Genomic DNA, 16,203 nt, shown 5'->3' on the forward strand with positions numbered 1-16,203 from the left:
GGGGTGGCCCGGGGTGCAGGGGCGGTGGTCGAGGTGCGGGGCCTGGTGGTGCGGGGAAGGTTGCGGCTGGGGCGTCTGGACGTACGGCGCGGGGAGCGGCTCCTGGTGACGGGCCCGAACGGCGCGGGCAAGAGCACGCTGATGCACGTGCTGGCCGGCGAGCTGCCCCCCGACGGCGGGACCGTGCGGCGTCCGGCCAGGGTCGGGTATCTGAGGCAGGACCACGTGACACCCCCGAGGGACAGGACGCTGCTGAGGGCGTTCGCCGAGGGCCGCGAGGGGGACCTCGACGAGCAGGCGGAGACCCTGCTGGCCCTGGGCCTGTTCAGGCCACGTGACCTGCTGCTGCGGATGGGCGAGCTCTCGTACGGGCAGCGGCGCAGGGTGGAGCTGGCCCGCCTGGTGACGACCCCGGTGGACCTGCTGCTGCTGGACGAGCCGACGAACCACCTGTCTCCGCTGCTGGTGGAGGAGCTGGAGGAGGCGCTGGCCGGGTACGGCGGCGCGCTGGTGGTCGTGACGCACGACCGCCGGATGCGCGCCGCCTTCACCGGTTCGCGGCTGGAGCTCAGGTCTCCCTGATGGCCGAGCCGACGTCGCGGACCCGGTCGGCGAGCAGGCCGAGCGCGCCGACGGCCCGGGTCATCGGGTCGTCGCCGTTGCCGCCGAGCGCCTTGGCGCGCACGTACGCGGCTTTGATGTCGGCCCAGCGGGCCGCCTGGCCGGGGGTCAGGCGGCCGCGGAGTTCGGCGAGTTTGAGCAGGTTGGCCTCGGCGTCGGAGGTCAGGGTCTGCGCCTCGCCGAGGTAGTGGTCGTCGAGCACCGCTTCGAGCTCGGCGTCGTTCATGGCGGGGACGATGCGTTCGGCGAGCTTGTTCATGTTGCGGTAGGAGCCCTGGAGGCGGTAAGGCGGCTCGGTGCGGGCGGTGTCGGACTGGGCGGCGGAGGCGATGTAGGCCCGGTTGTTGGCCAGCACCACCTCCTGCACCCGGACGAGCTTGCGCAGCACGCTGAGCACCTGGTCCAGTTCGGGTTTGGTGTAGGGGTGCTTGAGCTGGTCGGGCCGTACGCCCTGGTCGCCGCGGGCGAGCCGGACGAGCAGCTCGACGTCGGACCGGTCGCGGGCCGACAGCGGCGCGAGGACCGGGTTGGAGGTGAGCGCGTTGTCGATGAAGCTCAGCGCGAACAGCTCCTCCCGCCCGGACAGCACGTCACCCAGGTTCCACACGTCGGCCCGGTTGGCGAGCATGTCGGGGATGCGGAAGCGCTGCCCCGATTCGGTGTACGGGTTGCCCGCCATGCACACGGCGAACCGCTTGCCGCGCAGGTCGTACGTGCGCGTCCGGCCGTTCCAGACGCCTTCGATGCGGCGTTGTGCGTCACAGAGCGAGATGAACTTCTGCAGCAGTTCCGGCGAGGTGTGCTGGATGTCGTCCAGGTAGAGCAGCGTGTTGTTGCCCGTCTCCAGCGCGAACGAGATCTTCTCCACCTCCTGCCTGGCGGTGGCGTCGGGCGCCTCGGCGGGGTCCAGGGAGGTGACGCGGTGCCCGAGCGCGGGCCCGTTCACCTTGACGAACACCAGCCCGAGCCGGCTGGCGACGTACTCCATGAGCGTCGTCTTGCCGTAGCCGGGCGGCGAGATGAGGAGCAGCAGCCCCATCTGGTCGGTCCGTTTGCCCGCGCCCGCGGCACCGAGCTGCTTGGCCAGGTTGTCGCCGATCAGCGGCAGGTAGACCTCGTCGAGCAGCCTGTTGCGCACGAAGGCGCTCATCACCTTGGGCTTGTACTCCTCCAGCCGCAGCCTGGCCCGTTCGGCGTCGACGAGCTCGCCGCGCCGCTTCTGGTAGGCGCGGAAGGCGGGCACCCGTTCGGTGGCGAACCGCCGGGTCCTGGCCAGCATCTCGTCCAGCCGGATCTCCAGCTTCCGGCCACTGATCCGCGTGTGCGCGCCCAGGAGGCCGTAGGCGGTGGCGGTGACGGCCGCGCCGGAGTCGTGGCGGGGCAGGTCGCACAGTTGCACGGCAATGGCCTCGGCCAGCTCCGGCCCCTGGTCGAAGGCGCCGAGCCAGGCCCGTGCGAGCTGTATGCGCTCGGGCAGCGGGACGGCCTTCAGGTCCTCCTCGAACTCGCGGGTCCGGCCGGGCCCGAGCGCCTGGTGGAACCCGGCGACCAGGTCGCGCGCGACCTTGCTGGTCACGAACCCGGCCGGCTGCCCGGCCAGCTCCTCCAGCAGGTATTCGCCGGCCAGATCGCCGGCGTCCCAGGCGCCGGCGGTCGCCAGGAAGGCCGAGATCAGCGCGCCCAGCTCGGCGGCCAGCGCCGTCAGCGCCGGTGTGGGACCGAAGACCTCGCGGGCCCGCACCAGCGACACGGCCCGGGTGGTCAATGTTTTACGTGAAACATCGTCGATCCCGTGCGCCCAGAAAAGCTGCGCCCCGGCCCGCGCTTCTGGCGGATAACGCAGCAGCCCGGCGCCGTCGCGGAGCCGGACGAGGACGTCCAGGATGGCCGCCGCGTCGTGGTCGTGCACGCCGCGCTCGTACCCCTCGTCGTAGCGCTCCTGCGCGGCCTGCCGTACCAGCGCCTGGAGGTCGGCGCCGGGCACGGCCGCGTCCAGGAGGGACGCGGCGAGGTGCTCGGCGCGGTAGACCTCCGGGGTCTCCGAGACCAGCAACTGGTCCCAGTACGGCCGGGTGTCGGCGAACGAGGCCGGGACGGGGGCGCGGTAGTCGGTGCCGGTGATCGCGAAGTTCATCTCGGAGCCGTGCGGCACCAGCGTCAGGTCGATCGGCTGGGTGTTGACGGCGAAGCGGTGGTGGCCCAGGCGGATGGTGTCGCCGCCGTCGGTGAACAGGTCGAGCCGGTCCCGCAGCGCCCGCCCGGCCTCCTGCTGCGCCGCCTTGACCCGGCCGTCGAGCTCTTCGGCGCGTACGGCGTCGCCCAGCTCGCGCAGTTCGGCCGCGACCGAGCGGAGCTTGGTGATCATGGGGTCGGTGGCGAAGTAGGTGTTGACCTCGTCGAGCGTGCCCAGGGTGCCGAGCCGCCTGGTGACGCCGGCCAGGATGCGCTCGGCGGAGGCGAACAGCCGGTCGGCGCGCCGGGCCAGCGCGTCGAGCTGCGACTGCTTGCGCGAGGAGAACGCCTCGTAGACGTCGTCGCGCTTGGCGGCGAGCTGGGCGGCGAAGTCGTCGAACTCGCCGAACCGCGACTCCAGGTTCTCCACCTGGATCATCAGCCGGCCGAGCTGCTCGTCGCAGGTCGCGGGGGTGTCGGCGACCGCGAGCGCGCCGGTGATGGCCTGTCCGAGCAGCGCGAACTCGGCGGCGAACGCGGCCCGGCCCTCGCTGCCGAGCAGCTCGCGCCGCCGTCCGTCGAGGACGGCCCGCGCGCGGTTGACGCCGCCGAGCACCTCGGCGATGCGGCCCAGGATCGCGGTGCGCACGGTGGCGTCGGCGATGTCGAGCGAGCCGACGACCTCGGTGACCACCTCCAGCCCTTCGGCCTGCGTCGCCAGCCGGTCGGCGACGGGCTCGGCCTCGGCGGCGGTGGCGATCGCGGCGGCCTCGGCGGCCAGCGCTTCGACGGCGGCGGCGTAGCCGGTGAACGCGTCGGCGCCCTCCAGGAACGCCACCGCCCGGCGGCCCGCCGCGTCCAGCTCCGCGCGCACCTCGGCGGTCAGCTCGTCCAGCCGGGCCAGGTCGACGTAGCGCACCTCGCGCAGCGTCACCAGGTGTCCCTGGGACCGGCGCAGGGTGGCCAGCAGCGTCACCCAGGCGTCGGCCGTCGTGGGCGTGTCGCCCCTGGACCGCCGGACGAGCTGCGTGACCTCCTCCTCGGCCTCCTCCAGGGTCCGGGCCGCCTGCCGGGTGAGCTGCTCGACGTTCTCGTACTCGTCCAGGACCTGCTCGGCGGTGGCGCGCACGTCGCCGAGCGGCTCGCTCAGGCCCTGCTCGCCGAGCCAGTGGAAGCTGTCGAAGGCGCGCGTGCAGGCGGCGATCAGCGCCTCGAACGTGGCCGCCGACGGCGCCATCTCCTCGATCATCCGGGCGACCGAGAGGCAGTCGGAGATGCCGCGCACCAGCTCGGCGTTGCCGATCCGCTCCAGTGGCCCGGTGCCGGTCGGCTGGGCGGCCGCGTAGGTGTCGGAGACGTACGGCGTCTGCCACACCTGCATCGGGTGCACCCGCGTCGGTTCCTCGGAGGTGGCGCGGAAGACCACCATCGTGCCGTCGTCGAACAGCGAGTAGCCGTGGCACACGATGGGGTTGGCCACCTCCTTCCTGATCACGTTGTACGGCAGCAGCAGCGAGCGCCCGTCGCCCCTGGCGTGGAAGACGTAGAGCACGTCCTCGCCGTTGGGGGAGCGCACCACCCGCTCGAACTCCAGGTCGGTTACGTCCGTGTCGAACGTCTTGCTGACCCCGGTGGCGAGGTAGTAGCCGCCCGGGAAGATCAACCCCTGGTCCTCGGGCAGCCGCTGGCACGCCTGGCCGATGCCGTCGAGCCTGGTCACGGCCTTGGTGCGGGTGTTGAAGACCAGGTGCCGCCAGACGGTCTCCTTGTACGGCCGGATCCGCATGAGGACGAGCGGGCCGACGCGGGCGTGCTCGACGTCGGCGTCGGCCAGGCTCTGCAGCGGTTCGGTGACGGGCTCGGAGTAGATGCCCTCACCCGACTCCGTGTTGTTCTCGATCTTGATGGTGAGGTCGCCGCCGACGGTCTCGACGAACACCTCGCCCTCGACGGAGATGTGCGGGTGCCGGCCGAGCACGTGGTCGTCGCGGGTGGTGGGCGTCCACTCGAAGTCGTGCGAGGGCGGGAAGACGTGATCCCGCTCCCCGCGATTGTCCTGATAGTGCGGGACCCCGCTGGGCGTGACCGTCCAGCGCAGCACCCGGATGTCCGCCGGCCCCGTCCGGAACACGGCCAGCAGCTTGCCCTCCACCCGTCTGAGCTGCGCCAGCCGGGTCTCCTTGTAGTAGCGGTAGAGCTCGGCGAAGTCCTTCCTGAACGCCTCGTCGTCCAGCGTCTCCAGCTTCTCCTGGTCGAACCGGAACGTGTCGCCGTCCCGGGTGAACCGGTGCACCGCGAACACGTCGGCGACCGAGGTCTCCGGCTTGAGCCCGATGAACACGTTGTAGCCGAACAGCATCACCCCGCCCAGGGAGACGATGTCCCTGGGCACGCAGTTGTTCTCGGTACGGATGCGCTCGGTGCCCAGCAGCCGCAGCTCCGCCCCGCCGAACACCTCCAGCCGTTGCGCGTTGACCGCCTCGGCCGCCTTCGTCAGCGCCTTCGCCTGGGCCCCGAGCCGGTTCCTGAGCACCTCGTAGGTGCCGGCCTCCAGATCGGGCCGGACGTCCTCGGTCACGCGTCAGACCTTCGCGGGGGCCAGCGCCGCCACCGGGGAGTCGGCCACGCCCAGCCGGCGCGCCGTCTCCAGCAACTCGCCGAGCGGCCCGGAGTCCGGCCCGCCTCGCTGGATGAGCTGCATGAGCAGCGCCGACACGGTCAGGTTCTTCAGGTCCTCGCTGCCGATCCCGCCGACCAGCCGCCCGATGTCCTCGACCAGGCTGGCGCTCCCGTTCAGGTACGGCGTCGCCATCGAGCGGACGACGCCGGAGTGCTCGACGAAGCCGTCGACCACCTTGCCCGCGGTGATGGAGCCCACGACCTTGTCGAAGAACATCGTGTCGCCGCCGACGATGTCGATGTTGGCCTTGGCCAGGCCCGCCGCGAGCACGCTGGCCTGCGACTCGGCCACCTGCCGGGAGACGTCGATCTGCTTGAGCCGCACTTCCTTGTCGGTCTCCAGCCGCAGGCGGTACTCCTCGTGAGCCCGGCTGGACTCGTCCAGCGCCGCCATCGCGGCCGCCTTCTCCGTGAGACCCTCGGCCTCGGCCTTCAGCTTCTCGCCCACCGCGGCGGCGGCCGCCAGGGCCATCGCCTGCTCGCCCGCGGCCTTCGCCTTGAGCCGGTCGCCCTCGACCACCGCCATCGCCCTGGCGCCTTCGGCCTCGGCCCTGAGCTTCTCGCTCAGCACCAGCGCCTCGGCGCGGCCCACCTTCTCGATCGCCTCCGCGTCGCGCTCCCTGACCTGGACGTCGGCCAGCCCGGCGGCCGCCGACTCGGCCTGGACGCCTTCCGCCAGCCGGATCTTGGCCCGGGTCTCCAGCTCGGCGGCCTGCTGCCTGGCCTCGGCGAGCACCAGCTCCTCGCGGGCCCTGAACTTCGACGCGGCCTCCGCGGCCTCGGCCGCCTTGATGCCCTTGACCAGGTTCTCCTGCGCCTCGGCCTCGGCGGCGATGATCACCGACTGGCGGGTGCGCTCGGCCTCCTCGACCACGCGCAGCCGCTTGATGGCCTCCTCCTGCTCGGCCACGGTCTTGTCGACGGCGATGCGCTCGCGGATGACCTCGGCGATCGACCGCTTCTCGGTCTCGACCTCCTTGTCCTTGGCGATGCGCGACAGCTCGGTCTCCCGTTCGCGGGCGATGACCTCCAGCAGGCGGTCCTTCTCGATGCGCTCGGACTCGATCGCGATCACCCGCTCGCGGTTCTTCTCCGCGACGGCCACCTCGCGGGCCCGGTTCTCGTGCTGGACGCCGAGCTGCTCGTCGGTCTTGATGTTGGCCGCCTGGGCCTTCAGCCGCTCCTCGGCCTGCACGCGGGCGATCTCCGCCTCCTCGCGCGCCTTCATGGTCTCGATCTCGCGCTTCTGCTTGATCTCGGCGTCCGCCTGGCGGCGCTGCAGCTCCAGGATCGCCTCGCGGGCGTCCACGTTCTGGCGGGTGATCTCCTTCTCCTCGGTTCGCTGGAACTCGTTGGTGCGCACGTGCTCCAGCGCCGTCAGCTCGGTGATCTTCCGGATGCCCTGGGCGTCCAGGATGTTGCTCTTGTCGAGCTGCATGAGCGAGGTCTGCTCCAGGTAGTCGATCGCCGCGTCCTCCAGGCTGTAGCCGTTGAGGTCGGTGCCGATCAGCCTGACGATCTGGTCGCGGAACTCGTCGCGCTTGGTGTAGAGGTCGACGAAGTCGAGCTGCTTGCCGGCGGTCTTGAGCGCCTCGGAGAACTTGGCGCTGAACAATTCCTGCAGCGTCGACTCGTCGCTGGCCCGGACGGTGCCGATGGCCTGGGCGACCTTGATGACGTCCTCGGCGGTCTTGTTCACCCGTACGAAGAAGGTGATCTTGATGTCGGCCCTGATGTTGTCGCGGCAGATCAGCCCTTCACGGCCGGTCCGCCCGATCTCGATGGTCTTGACCGAGATGTCCATGATCTCGGCCCGGTGGACGACGGGGAGCACGATGGCCCCGGTGAACGTCACGTCGACCTTGTTGACCTTCGAGATGATCAACGCCTTGCCCTGTTCGACCTTACGGAAAAGGCGGCTGACGAGGATGAGCAGCCCTATGACGATGACCAGGACGACGGCTATGAAAATCCCGAAACCGGTGGAGATGACATCCATCAGTGCTCACTTTCGTAAGGCATGACCCAGAAGAATTCGCCTTCTGCGTCGTATTCGAAGATCAATGCGCTGTCGCCACGGGACAGCGTGTCCTGGCCGGTCGTCCGCACCTGGATCACCGCCGATGAACCGTCGGCGGCGGTGACCTCGGCCTGGCCGAAGTCGGCGCCCGCCCGGCCGGTGCGGATCACGCACATCTGGCCGACGAAGTCGCCGCGCGAGGGCTGCCGTTCGCGGGGCACCAGCCGCCGCAGCGGCGCCACCAGCGCGCGGGTGGCCAGCCAGCCCCCGGCCAGCGCCGGCAGGGGTACGACGGGCAGCGTGGTGAGCTGGCTGCCGATCAGGGTCAGCAGCCAGGCGATCGCGATCAGCAGCGAGAGCGTGACCCCGGCCGGCACGCCGCCGAATCCGAGCCATGGCGCGTCGTGCTCGCCGGTGTCGAACAGCCCTGTCACGACAGTCAGCCAGTAGCCGACGACCACGATCAGCGGATAGGTGAAAACGGCCATCGGATAGCTGAACGCGACATGCAGAAACTCGCCCAATGCTGGTTGCCCCGTCCCCCGGTGCGTATCCGTTGTCGGACTATATCTGGATAAAGCGTGAGTAAAGGAAAAAGTTCCCGAAAGGTTAGCTGGCTTGACCTCAAGAGCACTTGAGGAAGCAGGCTGGGCGGCATGAGCGAAGAGATGATGCGGGCCGCGGCGTTCGACGTCCACGGCGGCCCCGAGGTGTTGCGCGTGATGGAACTGCCCGCCCCGCAGGCCGGGCCGGGGCAGGTGCGGGTGCGGGTCAGGACGGCGGGCGTCCAGCCGTTCGACGCGGCGGTGCGCGCCGGCTGGACCCCGCCGAACGTGACCGGCGAGCTGCCGCGCATCCCCGGCAACGAGTTCGCCGGCGTGGTCGACCAGGTGGGCGAGGGAGTGACCGGAGTGGCGGTGGGCGCCGACGTGCTCGGCTTCTCGCTGCTCAACTCCTGTGCCGAGTACGTGGTGGTGCCCGCCGGTGACGTGACGCCCAAGCCGGCGGAGCTGCCGTGGGAGGTGGCGGGCGGGCTGACCGCCGGGGTCCAGACGGCCGAGCTGGCCATCGACGGGCTCGGCGTGGGCGACGGCGACACGCTGCTCGTGCACGCCGCGGCGGGCTCGGTCGGCACCGCGGCCGTCCAGATCGCCCGGCGGCGCGGCGCCACCGTGATCGGCACCGCCCGTGAGGAGAACCATCCCTACCTGCGCGACCTCGGCGCCGTCCCCGTCGCGTACGGGGACGGGCTGGCCGACCGGGTGCGCGCGCTCGCGCCGGGCGGGGTCGACGCGGCGCTGGACGGCGCCGGCGGTCACGCCCTGGAGGTCTCACTGGAGCTGGTCAAGGACCGCGCCCGCATCCTCACCCTGGTCGAGCACGGCAAGGCCGCAGAGCTGGGCATCAAGGTCACCCAGGGCGTCCGCACGGCCGAGCGCCTCGGCCGCTACGCCGCCCTGTACGCCTCCGGCGCGTTCGCCTTCCCGGTACGCAGGACGTACCGGCTGGAGGAGGCCGCGGAGGCGCACCGGGAGATCGAGACGCGTCACGGCCGGGGGAAGGTGGTGATCGTGGTCAGCGCCGGCTGACCGCGACCCGGGTCGACATCCTGCCGCTTCTATGGTTTCATGCACATGCAAATATTGCATGCGCCTAATACCGATGGAGGCAACCATGACGACCCGAGTGCAGCGCAACGGCGAACCGGCGACCGCCGAGGACCTCACTCCGCTGGCTTTCGCCGGATTTGCCCACTTCACCGCCATGCAGGTGCGCGACGGCCGGGTACGCGGGCTGGACCTGCACCTTGAGCGGCTGCGGAACGCCTCCAAGGAGCTGTTCGGCCGGGCGCTCCCCGACGAGCGGGTGCTGTCGTACCTGAGGGCGGCCCTGGAGGGCGGCCCGGCCGACACCTCGCTCATGGCCACCGTCTACTCACGGGCGGGTGAATTCACGGCGGCCGACGCCGAGCCGGAGATGCTGGTCCGCACCGGCCCGCCCTCGAACGGTCCCCGGGGCCCGCTGGCGCTGTCGGTCGTGGAGCACGAACGCTTCCTGCCCGCCATCAAGCACGTCGGCGAGTCCGCCAAGACGTACGTCCTCCGCCAGGCCGTGGAGCAGGGCTTCGACGACGCGGCGTTCGTGGACCGGCGGGGCCGCCTGAGCGAGGCGTCGATCTGGAACCTGGCCTTCTGGGACGGCGAGGCGGTGGTGTGGCCCGAGGCCGCGATGCTCACCGGGACCACGATGGGCATCCTGCGCCGCCGGCTCGACCGCCTCGGGGTGCCCCAGCGGGTCCGGGAGATCACGGTCGCCGACCTGCCGTCGCTGGCCGGGGCCGTGGTGATGAACTCGTGGACGCCGGGCGTGCCCGTGCACCGGATCGGCCGGGAGCCGGTGCCCGGCGCGCCGGAGTTCGTCGAGCTGCTGCACCGGGCCTACCGGGAGGAGCCGCTCACCACACCGTGACGACCGCCTCCGCGATGGCGAGCTGGACGTCGTGCAGCCGGGTCTCGCCGTCCTCGACGCTCCACAGCGCGTTCTGCAGGATCCGGCCGAGCGTCCAGCCGGCTGCCCGGCGCCGGTCGAGCTCCAGCACATCGGTCATCAGGTCGAAGCGCCGCAGCACCGCCCGCCGCACGTCGCCGGTGGCGACCACGTCGTCCCACCGGTTGTCCAGCGCGGGCAGCAGTTCGAACCCCGGGTCGCCGGCCAGCGGTTTCGGGTCGATCGCCAGCCACGGCTCCCGCTCGGCGGCCAGCACGTTGTCGTAGTGCAGGTCCCAGTGCAGCAGCCGGTCGCCCGGCTCGCCGGCCAGTTCGGCGACCGCCCCGGCGCACACCCGCAGCCAACGGCGCTCGTCCTCGCCGGGCAGCGCCTCCAGGGCGGCGGGCACGTCGTCCAGCATGCCCTGAGCGATGTCGGCCAGCCGCCGCGTGCCCGGCGGCGCGGGCCGCGCCACCAGCCGCCGCAGCAGCCCGGCCAGGATCTCCAGCGCCTCCAGGTCGTCCGGCACCGCCGACAGCGACCGGTTCGAGTCGAGCCGCTCCAGCAGCAGGGTCCCGGTGTCCGGATCGGCGTCGTACAGCAGCACGGACGCCTCGCCCGCCCACGCGCGCAGGCCGGGCCCCTCGCCCGCGTTCTCGTCGCTGACCGGCTGCAGCTTCAGCGCCGCCGGGGTGCCGTCGGCCCGGACCACGGGCAGCACCAGCGACACCACGCCGTGCATCGGCCCCCCGTCGAGCCGCAGCTCCCACTCCTCCAGGTAGCGCTCGGCCAGCGCGGGCAGCCCCGCGGACCAGGCCCGCCCGGCCTCACCGTCCCACTTCACATGACTCTCGGTCAGCGCCGGCGGCACGACGATACGCATGGATCAATAGTGCCAGGGGAACGGCGACCAGTCGGGCTCGCGCTTCTCCAGGAAGGAGTCGCGCCCCTCGGCGGCCTCGTCGGTCATGTACGCCAGCCGCGTCGCCTCGCCGGCGAACACCTGCTGACCCACCAGCCCGTCGTCGATCGCGTTGAAGGCGAACTTGAGCATGCGCTGCGCGGTCGGCGACTTACCGTTGATCTTGCGCGCCCACTCCAGCGCCGTCGACTCCAGCTCGGCGTGCGGCACCACCGCGTTGACCATGCCCATCCGGTGCGCGTCGGCCGCGTCGTAGGTGTCGCCGAGGAAGAAGATCTCCCTGGCGAACTTCTGCCCCACCTGCCTGGCCAGGTAGGCGGAGCCGAAGCCGCCGTCGAAGCTGGCCACGTCGGCGTCGGTCTGCTTGAAGCGGGCGTGCTCGGCGCTGGCCAGTGTGAGATCGGCCACCACGTGCAGGCTGTGCCCGCCGCCCGCCGCCCAGCCCGGCACCACGCAGATGACCACCTTGGGCATGAACCGGATCAACCGCTGCACCTCGAGGATGTGCAGCCGGCCGGTCGAGGGGGTGCCGTCGGCGTACTGGTAGCCGTCCTTGCCTCGGATGCGCTGGTCGCCGCCCGAGCAGAACGCCCAGCCGCCGTCCTTCGGCGACGGGCCGTTGCCGGTCAGCAGCACGCAGCCCACGTCGGTGCTCTGACGGGCGTGGTCGAGGGCGCGGTAGAGCTCGTCGACCGTCTGCGGCCTGAAGGCGTTGCGCACCTCCGGGCGGTCGAAGGCGATGCGGACCGTGCCCTGGTCGACCGCCCGGTGGTAGGTGATGTCGGTGAAGTCGAACCCGTCGACGGCCTGCCACGCCTTGGGGTCGAACAGCTCGGAGACCATGGGGCAGAGCCTAACGGGTGGGTCAGGGGACCTCCGCGCGAAGCTCGGCCAGAAGCTGCCCCTGGTCGGCGAGCATGTCGGTGAGGATGCGGCGGGCGGTGCCGAGCAGATCGGCGAGCTCGGGTGTGGCCAGCGTGTAGACCACGGTGCTGCCTTCGCGGATCGCACTCACGATGCCCGCCCTGCGCAGGACCGCGAGTTGCTGGGAGAGACTGGACGCCTCGATGTCGATCTGGGCCAGCAGATCCCTGACGGGTAGCGGCCCTTCCTGGAGTAGCTCCAACACTCGGATGCGAGCGGGGTGGCCGAGCGTCCGGAAGAAGTCGGCCTTGGCCTGGTTGACCTCCACGTGCATAGTGCCAGACTAATCCAGCGCAGTTGCACAATTCTTCAAGTCGTAACGTTGTTAGATAGCATGACAGCGGGGACTAGGGAGTAGCCATGGGCCGAGGAAGAGCCAAGGCGAAGCAGACGAAGGTCGCTCGCCAGCTGAAGTACACCAACCACAACATCGACTATGACCGGCTCCGCGAGGAGTTGGGCGCCGATGCGGGGCGCGACGAGGTGCGCCCGGCTACGGCGTCCGAGCAGGAGTCCGAGCGCGCGCAATGACGCGCGTCAGCTCCGCGGGGGCGAACGTGACGTTCGCGAGCCGCCTGGCCTCGGGCGCCTGATCGGGCGCCACGAGCTCCAGGCGGTGCAGCACCTCGCGGATGATGACGCGCATCTCCAGCAGGGCGAGCTGCGCGCCGACGCAGAAGCGCCGGCCGCCGCCGAAGGGCATCCAGGCCCGGCTCTGCTGCCCGTCGAGGAAGCGTTCCGGACGGAACTCCGCCGGTGACGGGAACGCGGCGGGGTCCTGGTGCACGAGCGGGATGAACGGCCCCGCGTACCATCCGGCGGGGATGTCGTAGCCGCCCAGCCGGAGCGGGGCGTCCAGCAGCCGGGGCGCCTCGTAGACGACGGGCCGGGCACGCAGGGTCTCCTTGACGACCGCGTCGAGGTAGCTCTCGTCGTCCGGCAGCCGTCGTAGCACGTCAGGCAGGCGCAGGAGCCGCTCGAAGGCCCAGGCCAGCCCGGTGGCCGTGGTCTCGTGACCCGCGATGAGCAGCGTGATCAGCTCGTCGCGGATCTCGTCGTCGCCGAGCCCCGAGTCCAGCAGCCGGCTCAGCACGTCCGTGCCGCCGGGCTCGGCACGCCTGCGGCGGATCTCGTCGTACAGGATCGCGTCGACGGCGGCCCGCACCTTCAGGAACCGCGCGTACGGCAGGAACGGCAGGGAGCCCGCGGGGCCGCGCAGCCGGGCCGGGAGCATCGCGACGGCCATGGAGCCGCCCGAGTCGATCAGGCGGGGGAGCAGCGCGCGCAGCCGGCCCATGCGCCCGGCGTCGCGGATACCGAAGATCAACCGGATGATGATCTCCAGCGTGATCTCCTGCATGCGGTCGCGCAGCGCGAACGGCCTGCCGAGCGGCCAGGCGGCGATCTTCTCGGCGGCGATGGCCGCGATCTCGTCCGCGTAGCCGGCGACCTGTTTGGCCCGCAGCGGCGGCGTCAGCGACTTGCGGTGCCCGGCCCAGGCATCGCCGTCGAGCGTCAGCACCGAGTGCGCGCCGACCAGCGGTTCGAGGAAGTCGCGCCGGGCCGCGCCGGCCAGCCCGCCGCCCTGGTCGGTCCTGAACACCTGCTCGGCCAGCTCGGCCGTCGCCACGTACACCTCCGGCGGGAAGCCGAACCAGCGGATCGTGAAGACGTCGCCGTACCTGCGATGACACTGCTCGATCAGCCCTGCCGGGTCGCGCATGAACCAGGCGGTCTGGGCGATGGCGGGAAACCGGGGTCCGGGGGGAAGCACGCGAATCAGCTCCAGATTGATATGTACGTACGTCATATACGCTCGTCTACATCTGTAGCATGGATCACGTGTCACGAAAAGAGGCGGGATATCGCGAAAAACTCCTCGCGGGCGCGGTGAGCTGCCTGCAGGACAAGGGCTACGCCCGCACCACGGCCCGCGACCTGGTCGCCGCCTCGGGGACCAACCTGGCCTCCATCGGCTACCACTTCGGGGGCAAGGACGCCCTGCTCAACGAGGCCATCGCGGGCTGCTTCGAGGCGTGGACCGAGCGGGTGGAGCAGGCCGTGTTCGGCGGCGCCCTCGGCTCACCCCGCGACCTGCTCGAACGCGCCATGATCTCGATGGTCGACGTGTTCGAGGAGATGCGGCCGCAGCTCGTCATCTGCGTCGAGGGCTACCCGGCGGCGCTGCGCGAGAGCGTGCTGCGCGAGCGGCTGGCCGCCTCCTACGCCAGGGCCCGCGAGGCGGGCGCCGACATGCTCCGCAGGGCCGCCGCCGAGCTGGGCGTCGAGCTGCCGGTCGCGCCGGAGGCCCTGGTGTCGGTGCTGATCGCGATCTCCGACGGGCTGATGATCCAGTGGCTGCTCGACCCGGCGAGCACGCCCGACGCCCGCCAGGCCGTCGACGTGCTCGCCGCGCTGTCGGCGTTCACCGGGCCGTGTGGGTGAGGATGGCCGCCGCCAGCTCGTCAGCGAGCTGAGGCATGATCATGTGGCCCATGTCCTGGACCATCAGCAGCTCCGCGCCGGGGATCCGCTCGGCGATGATCGCGCCGTGGCCGGGCTTGGCGGGCTCGTGCGTGCCCTCGATGACCAGCGTCGGCGCCTTCACCCGGTGCAGCACGCCTACGGGCTCGAAACCGGAGTCCTCCGCGCCGGCCCGCCGATGGTTCATCGCCGCCCCCAGGTTCCTGGCCCGCTCGTGGACCCGCTCGGCCAGCCGCCGCTCTGCGTCCTCGTCGAACGGCAGCGCGGTGCCGTTCATCACCCGCGCCTCGGCGATCAGCTGGTCGATCTCCTCGCCCCGGCTCGCCGGCGGCGGGCTCGCGATCACCTGACGGAAGTACGCCAGGAACTCCGGCGTGGGCGGCGGCAGGCTGCCCTCCGGCTGCGGCCGGCCCAGCAGCGCCCGCATGAGCACCTCGCCCTCCCGCTCACCCAGCGGCGACGAGCCGACGACCGTCAGCGTCCGCACCCGCTCCGGCTGCTCCACCGCGACGAGCTGGCTGATCAGCCCGCCCGCCGAATGGCCCGCCAGATGCACGCTCTCCAGCCCGTACGCGTCCATCACGCGCAGCATGTCGTCCTTGATGTCCAGCCAGCTGTACGGATGCGCGTCGAAGTCCACGGTGCCCGACTTGCCGGTGTCGCGGTGGTCGTAGCGGATCACCCGGCGACCGCCCGCCACCAGCCGCCCGACGAGCTCGTCCGGCCACGTGATGCCCTGCGCGCCCGCGCCCGCCACCAGGAGGATCGGCGGGTGCGCGGGGTCCCCGAACTCCTCGGTCCAGAGCTCGACGCCGTCTTTGTCGATCAGGTTCGTTTGCATGCCCCTCAGCCTGCCGGACCAGGCCCGTGCCGCCTTCCGTAGGACTACTGGTCTCCTACAGTAGGCGGGCCAGTTCAGTACGACTGGTGATGCCCAGCTTGGGATAGACCTTGTACAGGTGGTACTCGACCGTCCGCGGGCTGAGGAAGAGCCGGGACGCCACCTCCTTGCTCGACGCGCCCTCCGCCACCAGCCGCGCGATCCGCAGCTCCTGCGGCGTCAGGGCCGCCAGCGCGTCGCCCGCCGGACGCTCCGACGCCTCGCCCGAGGCCCGCAGCTCCGCGTGCGCCCGCCGCGCCCACGGCTCCGCGCCGAGCCGCTGGAACGTCTCCAGCGCCGCCCGCAACGGCCCCCGCGCCTGCCCGGGCTGCTGTGCCCGGCGCAGCCGCTCCCCATGGAGCAACGCCGTGCGCGCCTCCTCGAACGGCTCCCCGTGCAGCCGCAACGCCTCCTCGAACGGCTCCGGCGTGCCCTCCACCAGCCCCACGCAGCGCAGCCGCAGCGCCCGCGACTCGTCCGTCCGCGCCTCGGCCGCCCACCGGTCCAGCCCCTCCAGCGCCGCCCGCGCCGCCGCCGTCTCCCCGGCGGCCATCGCCGCCTCCACCCGATCCGGCGTCGACCGCCACACCACCGTCGGATGCCCCGCCCCCGGCCCCGCCGCCGTGATCGCCTCGAACCTGGCATGCGCCGCCGCGAACCGGCCCATCCCCAGATCCAGCATCGCCAGCGCGTACGCCGCCACCGCCGCCCGCAGTCCCACCCGATGCGGCACCGCGATGGCCAGCGCCGCCCCGGCGAACTCCCGGCACCTGTCCTCCTCGCCCCGCAGGGCCGCCACCACCGCCAGATTGGCCAGATGCGCCGCCTCCGAGTTCGAGTAACCCGCCTCCCTGGCCAGCGCCAGCCCCTCCTCGGCCACCGCCGCGCTCTCCGCCAGCCGGCCCCGGATCCGCTCCGCCGTCGACACGTACTCCAGCACCACCGGCAGCTGCCCCACCATCCCCGACACGCGGGCCACCCGCCCCGCCGCCGGATCAGCTCCGCCGCCACCGC

The 16,203-nt window shown here is 71.6% G+C and carries 14 protein-coding genes; 5 read left to right on the forward strand and 9 right to left on the reverse strand.

The features are described 5' to 3' along the window. A partial coding sequence (locus ADY59_RS40705) for an ATP-binding cassette domain-containing protein (protein ID WP_049574600.1) occupies positions 1-582 on the forward strand: 582 nt, incomplete at its 5' end. Here ADY59_RS40705 and ADY59_RS40710 read toward each other — a convergent pair. Genes ADY59_RS40710 through ADY59_RS40720 form a run of 3 tightly spaced genes read right to left on the reverse strand, consistent with a single transcriptional unit; the run spans position 569 to position 8,016 of the window. Next, a complete protein-coding gene (locus ADY59_RS40710) occupies positions 569-5,371 on the reverse strand; it encodes a DNA repair ATPase (RefSeq protein ID WP_049574604.1) in 4,803 nt (1,600 codons plus the stop codon). The two genes, ADY59_RS40705 and ADY59_RS40710, sit on opposite strands and share 14 nt — an antisense overlap. A 3-nt stretch (positions 5,372-5,374) precedes the next feature. After that, on the reverse strand, positions 5,375-7,471 hold the full coding sequence (locus ADY59_RS40715) for a flotillin family protein (protein ID WP_049574606.1): 2,097 nt from the start codon (positions 7,469-7,471) through the stop codon (positions 5,375-5,377). Next, positions 7,471-8,016 (reverse strand): DUF1449 family protein, encoded by a 546-nt coding sequence (locus tag ADY59_RS40720; RefSeq protein ID WP_049574609.1) that lies wholly within the window; start codon positions 8,014-8,016, stop codon positions 7,471-7,473. Before ADY59_RS40720 ends, ADY59_RS40715 begins: the two co-directional genes overlap by 1 nt. 132 nt (positions 8,017-8,148) lie before the next feature. On the opposite strand from ADY59_RS40720, the gene ADY59_RS40725 reads away from it, so the two are divergent. Further along, complete coding sequence (locus ADY59_RS40725; RefSeq protein WP_442937790.1) at positions 8,149-9,081, forward strand: NADP-dependent oxidoreductase; 933 nt, start codon at positions 8,149-8,151, stop codon at positions 9,079-9,081. An 85-nt stretch (positions 9,082-9,166) separates the two neighbouring features. Then, a complete protein-coding gene (locus ADY59_RS40730) occupies positions 9,167-9,961 on the forward strand; it encodes an aminotransferase class IV family protein (RefSeq protein ID WP_156326052.1) in 795 nt (264 codons plus the stop codon). On the opposite strand, the gene ADY59_RS40735 is transcribed toward ADY59_RS40730, so the two are convergent. The 3 genes from ADY59_RS40735 to ADY59_RS40745 are packed head-to-tail and all read right to left on the reverse strand — an operon-like array spanning position 9,948 to position 12,099. After that, positions 9,948-10,862, reverse strand: a complete 915-nt coding sequence (locus ADY59_RS40735; protein WP_049574613.1) for an aminoglycoside phosphotransferase family protein — start codon at positions 10,860-10,862, stop codon at positions 9,948-9,950. The genes ADY59_RS40730 and ADY59_RS40735 overlap by 14 nt on opposite strands. A gap of 3 nt (positions 10,863-10,865) precedes the next feature. Continuing rightward, positions 10,866-11,744: a 1,4-dihydroxy-2-naphthoyl-CoA synthase gene (locus ADY59_RS40740; protein ID WP_049574615.1), complete on the reverse strand. Its 879-nt coding sequence runs from the start codon at positions 11,742-11,744 to the stop codon at positions 10,866-10,868. A 22-nt stretch (positions 11,745-11,766) separates the two neighbouring features. After that, positions 11,767-12,099: an ArsR/SmtB family transcription factor gene (locus ADY59_RS40745; protein ID WP_049574618.1), complete on the reverse strand. Its 333-nt coding sequence runs from the start codon at positions 12,097-12,099 to the stop codon at positions 11,767-11,769. Between the two features lie 86 nt (positions 12,100-12,185). Here ADY59_RS40745 and ADY59_RS49285 point away from each other — a divergent pair, with 86 nt between their 5' ends. Then, positions 12,186-12,356 carry a DUF3073 domain-containing protein gene (locus ADY59_RS49285; protein ID WP_082310778.1) on the forward strand — a complete coding sequence of 57 codons (171 nt, stop codon included), beginning with the start codon at positions 12,186-12,188 and terminating at the stop codon, positions 12,354-12,356. Here ADY59_RS49285 and ADY59_RS40750 read toward each other — a convergent pair. After that, positions 12,319-13,599 carry a cytochrome P450 gene (locus tag ADY59_RS40750; RefSeq protein ID WP_197094084.1) on the reverse strand — a complete coding sequence of 427 codons (1,281 nt, stop codon included), beginning with the start codon at positions 13,597-13,599 and terminating at the stop codon, positions 12,319-12,321. The genes ADY59_RS49285 and ADY59_RS40750 overlap by 38 nt on opposite strands. A gap of 68 nt (positions 13,600-13,667) precedes the next feature. Here ADY59_RS40750 and ADY59_RS40755 point away from each other — a divergent pair, with 68 nt between their 5' ends. Continuing rightward, on the forward strand, positions 13,668-14,270 hold the full coding sequence (locus tag ADY59_RS40755) for a TetR/AcrR family transcriptional regulator (protein ID WP_231619133.1): 603 nt from the start codon (positions 13,668-13,670) through the stop codon (positions 14,268-14,270). On the opposite strand, the gene ADY59_RS40760 is transcribed toward ADY59_RS40755, so the two are convergent. Both ADY59_RS40760 and ADY59_RS40765 read right to left on the reverse strand, forming a co-directional pair. After that, positions 14,251-15,150 carry an alpha/beta fold hydrolase gene (locus ADY59_RS40760; RefSeq protein WP_049574623.1) on the reverse strand — a complete coding sequence of 300 codons (900 nt, stop codon included), beginning with the start codon at positions 15,148-15,150 and terminating at the stop codon, positions 14,251-14,253. The genes ADY59_RS40755 and ADY59_RS40760 overlap by 20 nt on opposite strands. A gap of 55 nt (positions 15,151-15,205) precedes the next feature. Next, on the reverse strand, positions 15,206-16,203 hold a 998-nt coding region (locus ADY59_RS40765; protein ID WP_049574632.1), incomplete at its 5' end, for a helix-turn-helix transcriptional regulator.

Origin of the sequence: Nonomuraea sp. SBT364 (assembly GCF_001083785.1) — a bacterium.
GTDB lineage: Bacteria > Actinomycetota > Actinomycetes > Streptosporangiales > Streptosporangiaceae > Nonomuraea.

Bases quoted from the DNA above. Each gene is read 5' to 3' on its own strand.
- ADY59_RS40760 (WP_049574623.1), bottom strand. From the start codon at position 15,150: ATGCAAACGAACCTGATCGACAAAGACGGCGTCGAGCTCTGGACCGAG.
- ADY59_RS40725 (WP_442937790.1), top strand. From the start codon at position 8,149: ATGAGCGAAGAGATGATGCGGGCCGCGGCGTTCGACGTCCACGGCGGC.
- ADY59_RS40745 (WP_049574618.1), bottom strand. From the start codon at position 12,099: ATGCACGTGGAGGTCAACCAGGCCAAGGCCGACTTCTTCCGGACGCTC.
- ADY59_RS40715 (WP_049574606.1), bottom strand. From the start codon at position 7,471: ATGGATGTCATCTCCACCGGTTTCGGGATTTTCATAGCCGTCGTCCTG.
- ADY59_RS49285 (WP_082310778.1), top strand. From the start codon at position 12,186: ATGGGCCGAGGAAGAGCCAAGGCGAAGCAGACGAAGGTCGCTCGCCAG.
- ADY59_RS40735 (WP_049574613.1), bottom strand. From the start codon at position 10,862: ATGCGTATCGTCGTGCCGCCGGCGCTGACCGAGAGTCATGTGAAGTGG.
- ADY59_RS40740 (WP_049574615.1), bottom strand. From the start codon at position 11,744: ATGGTCTCCGAGCTGTTCGACCCCAAGGCGTGGCAGGCCGTCGACGGG.
- ADY59_RS40730 (WP_156326052.1), top strand. From the start codon at position 9,167: ATGACGACCCGAGTGCAGCGCAACGGCGAACCGGCGACCGCCGAGGAC.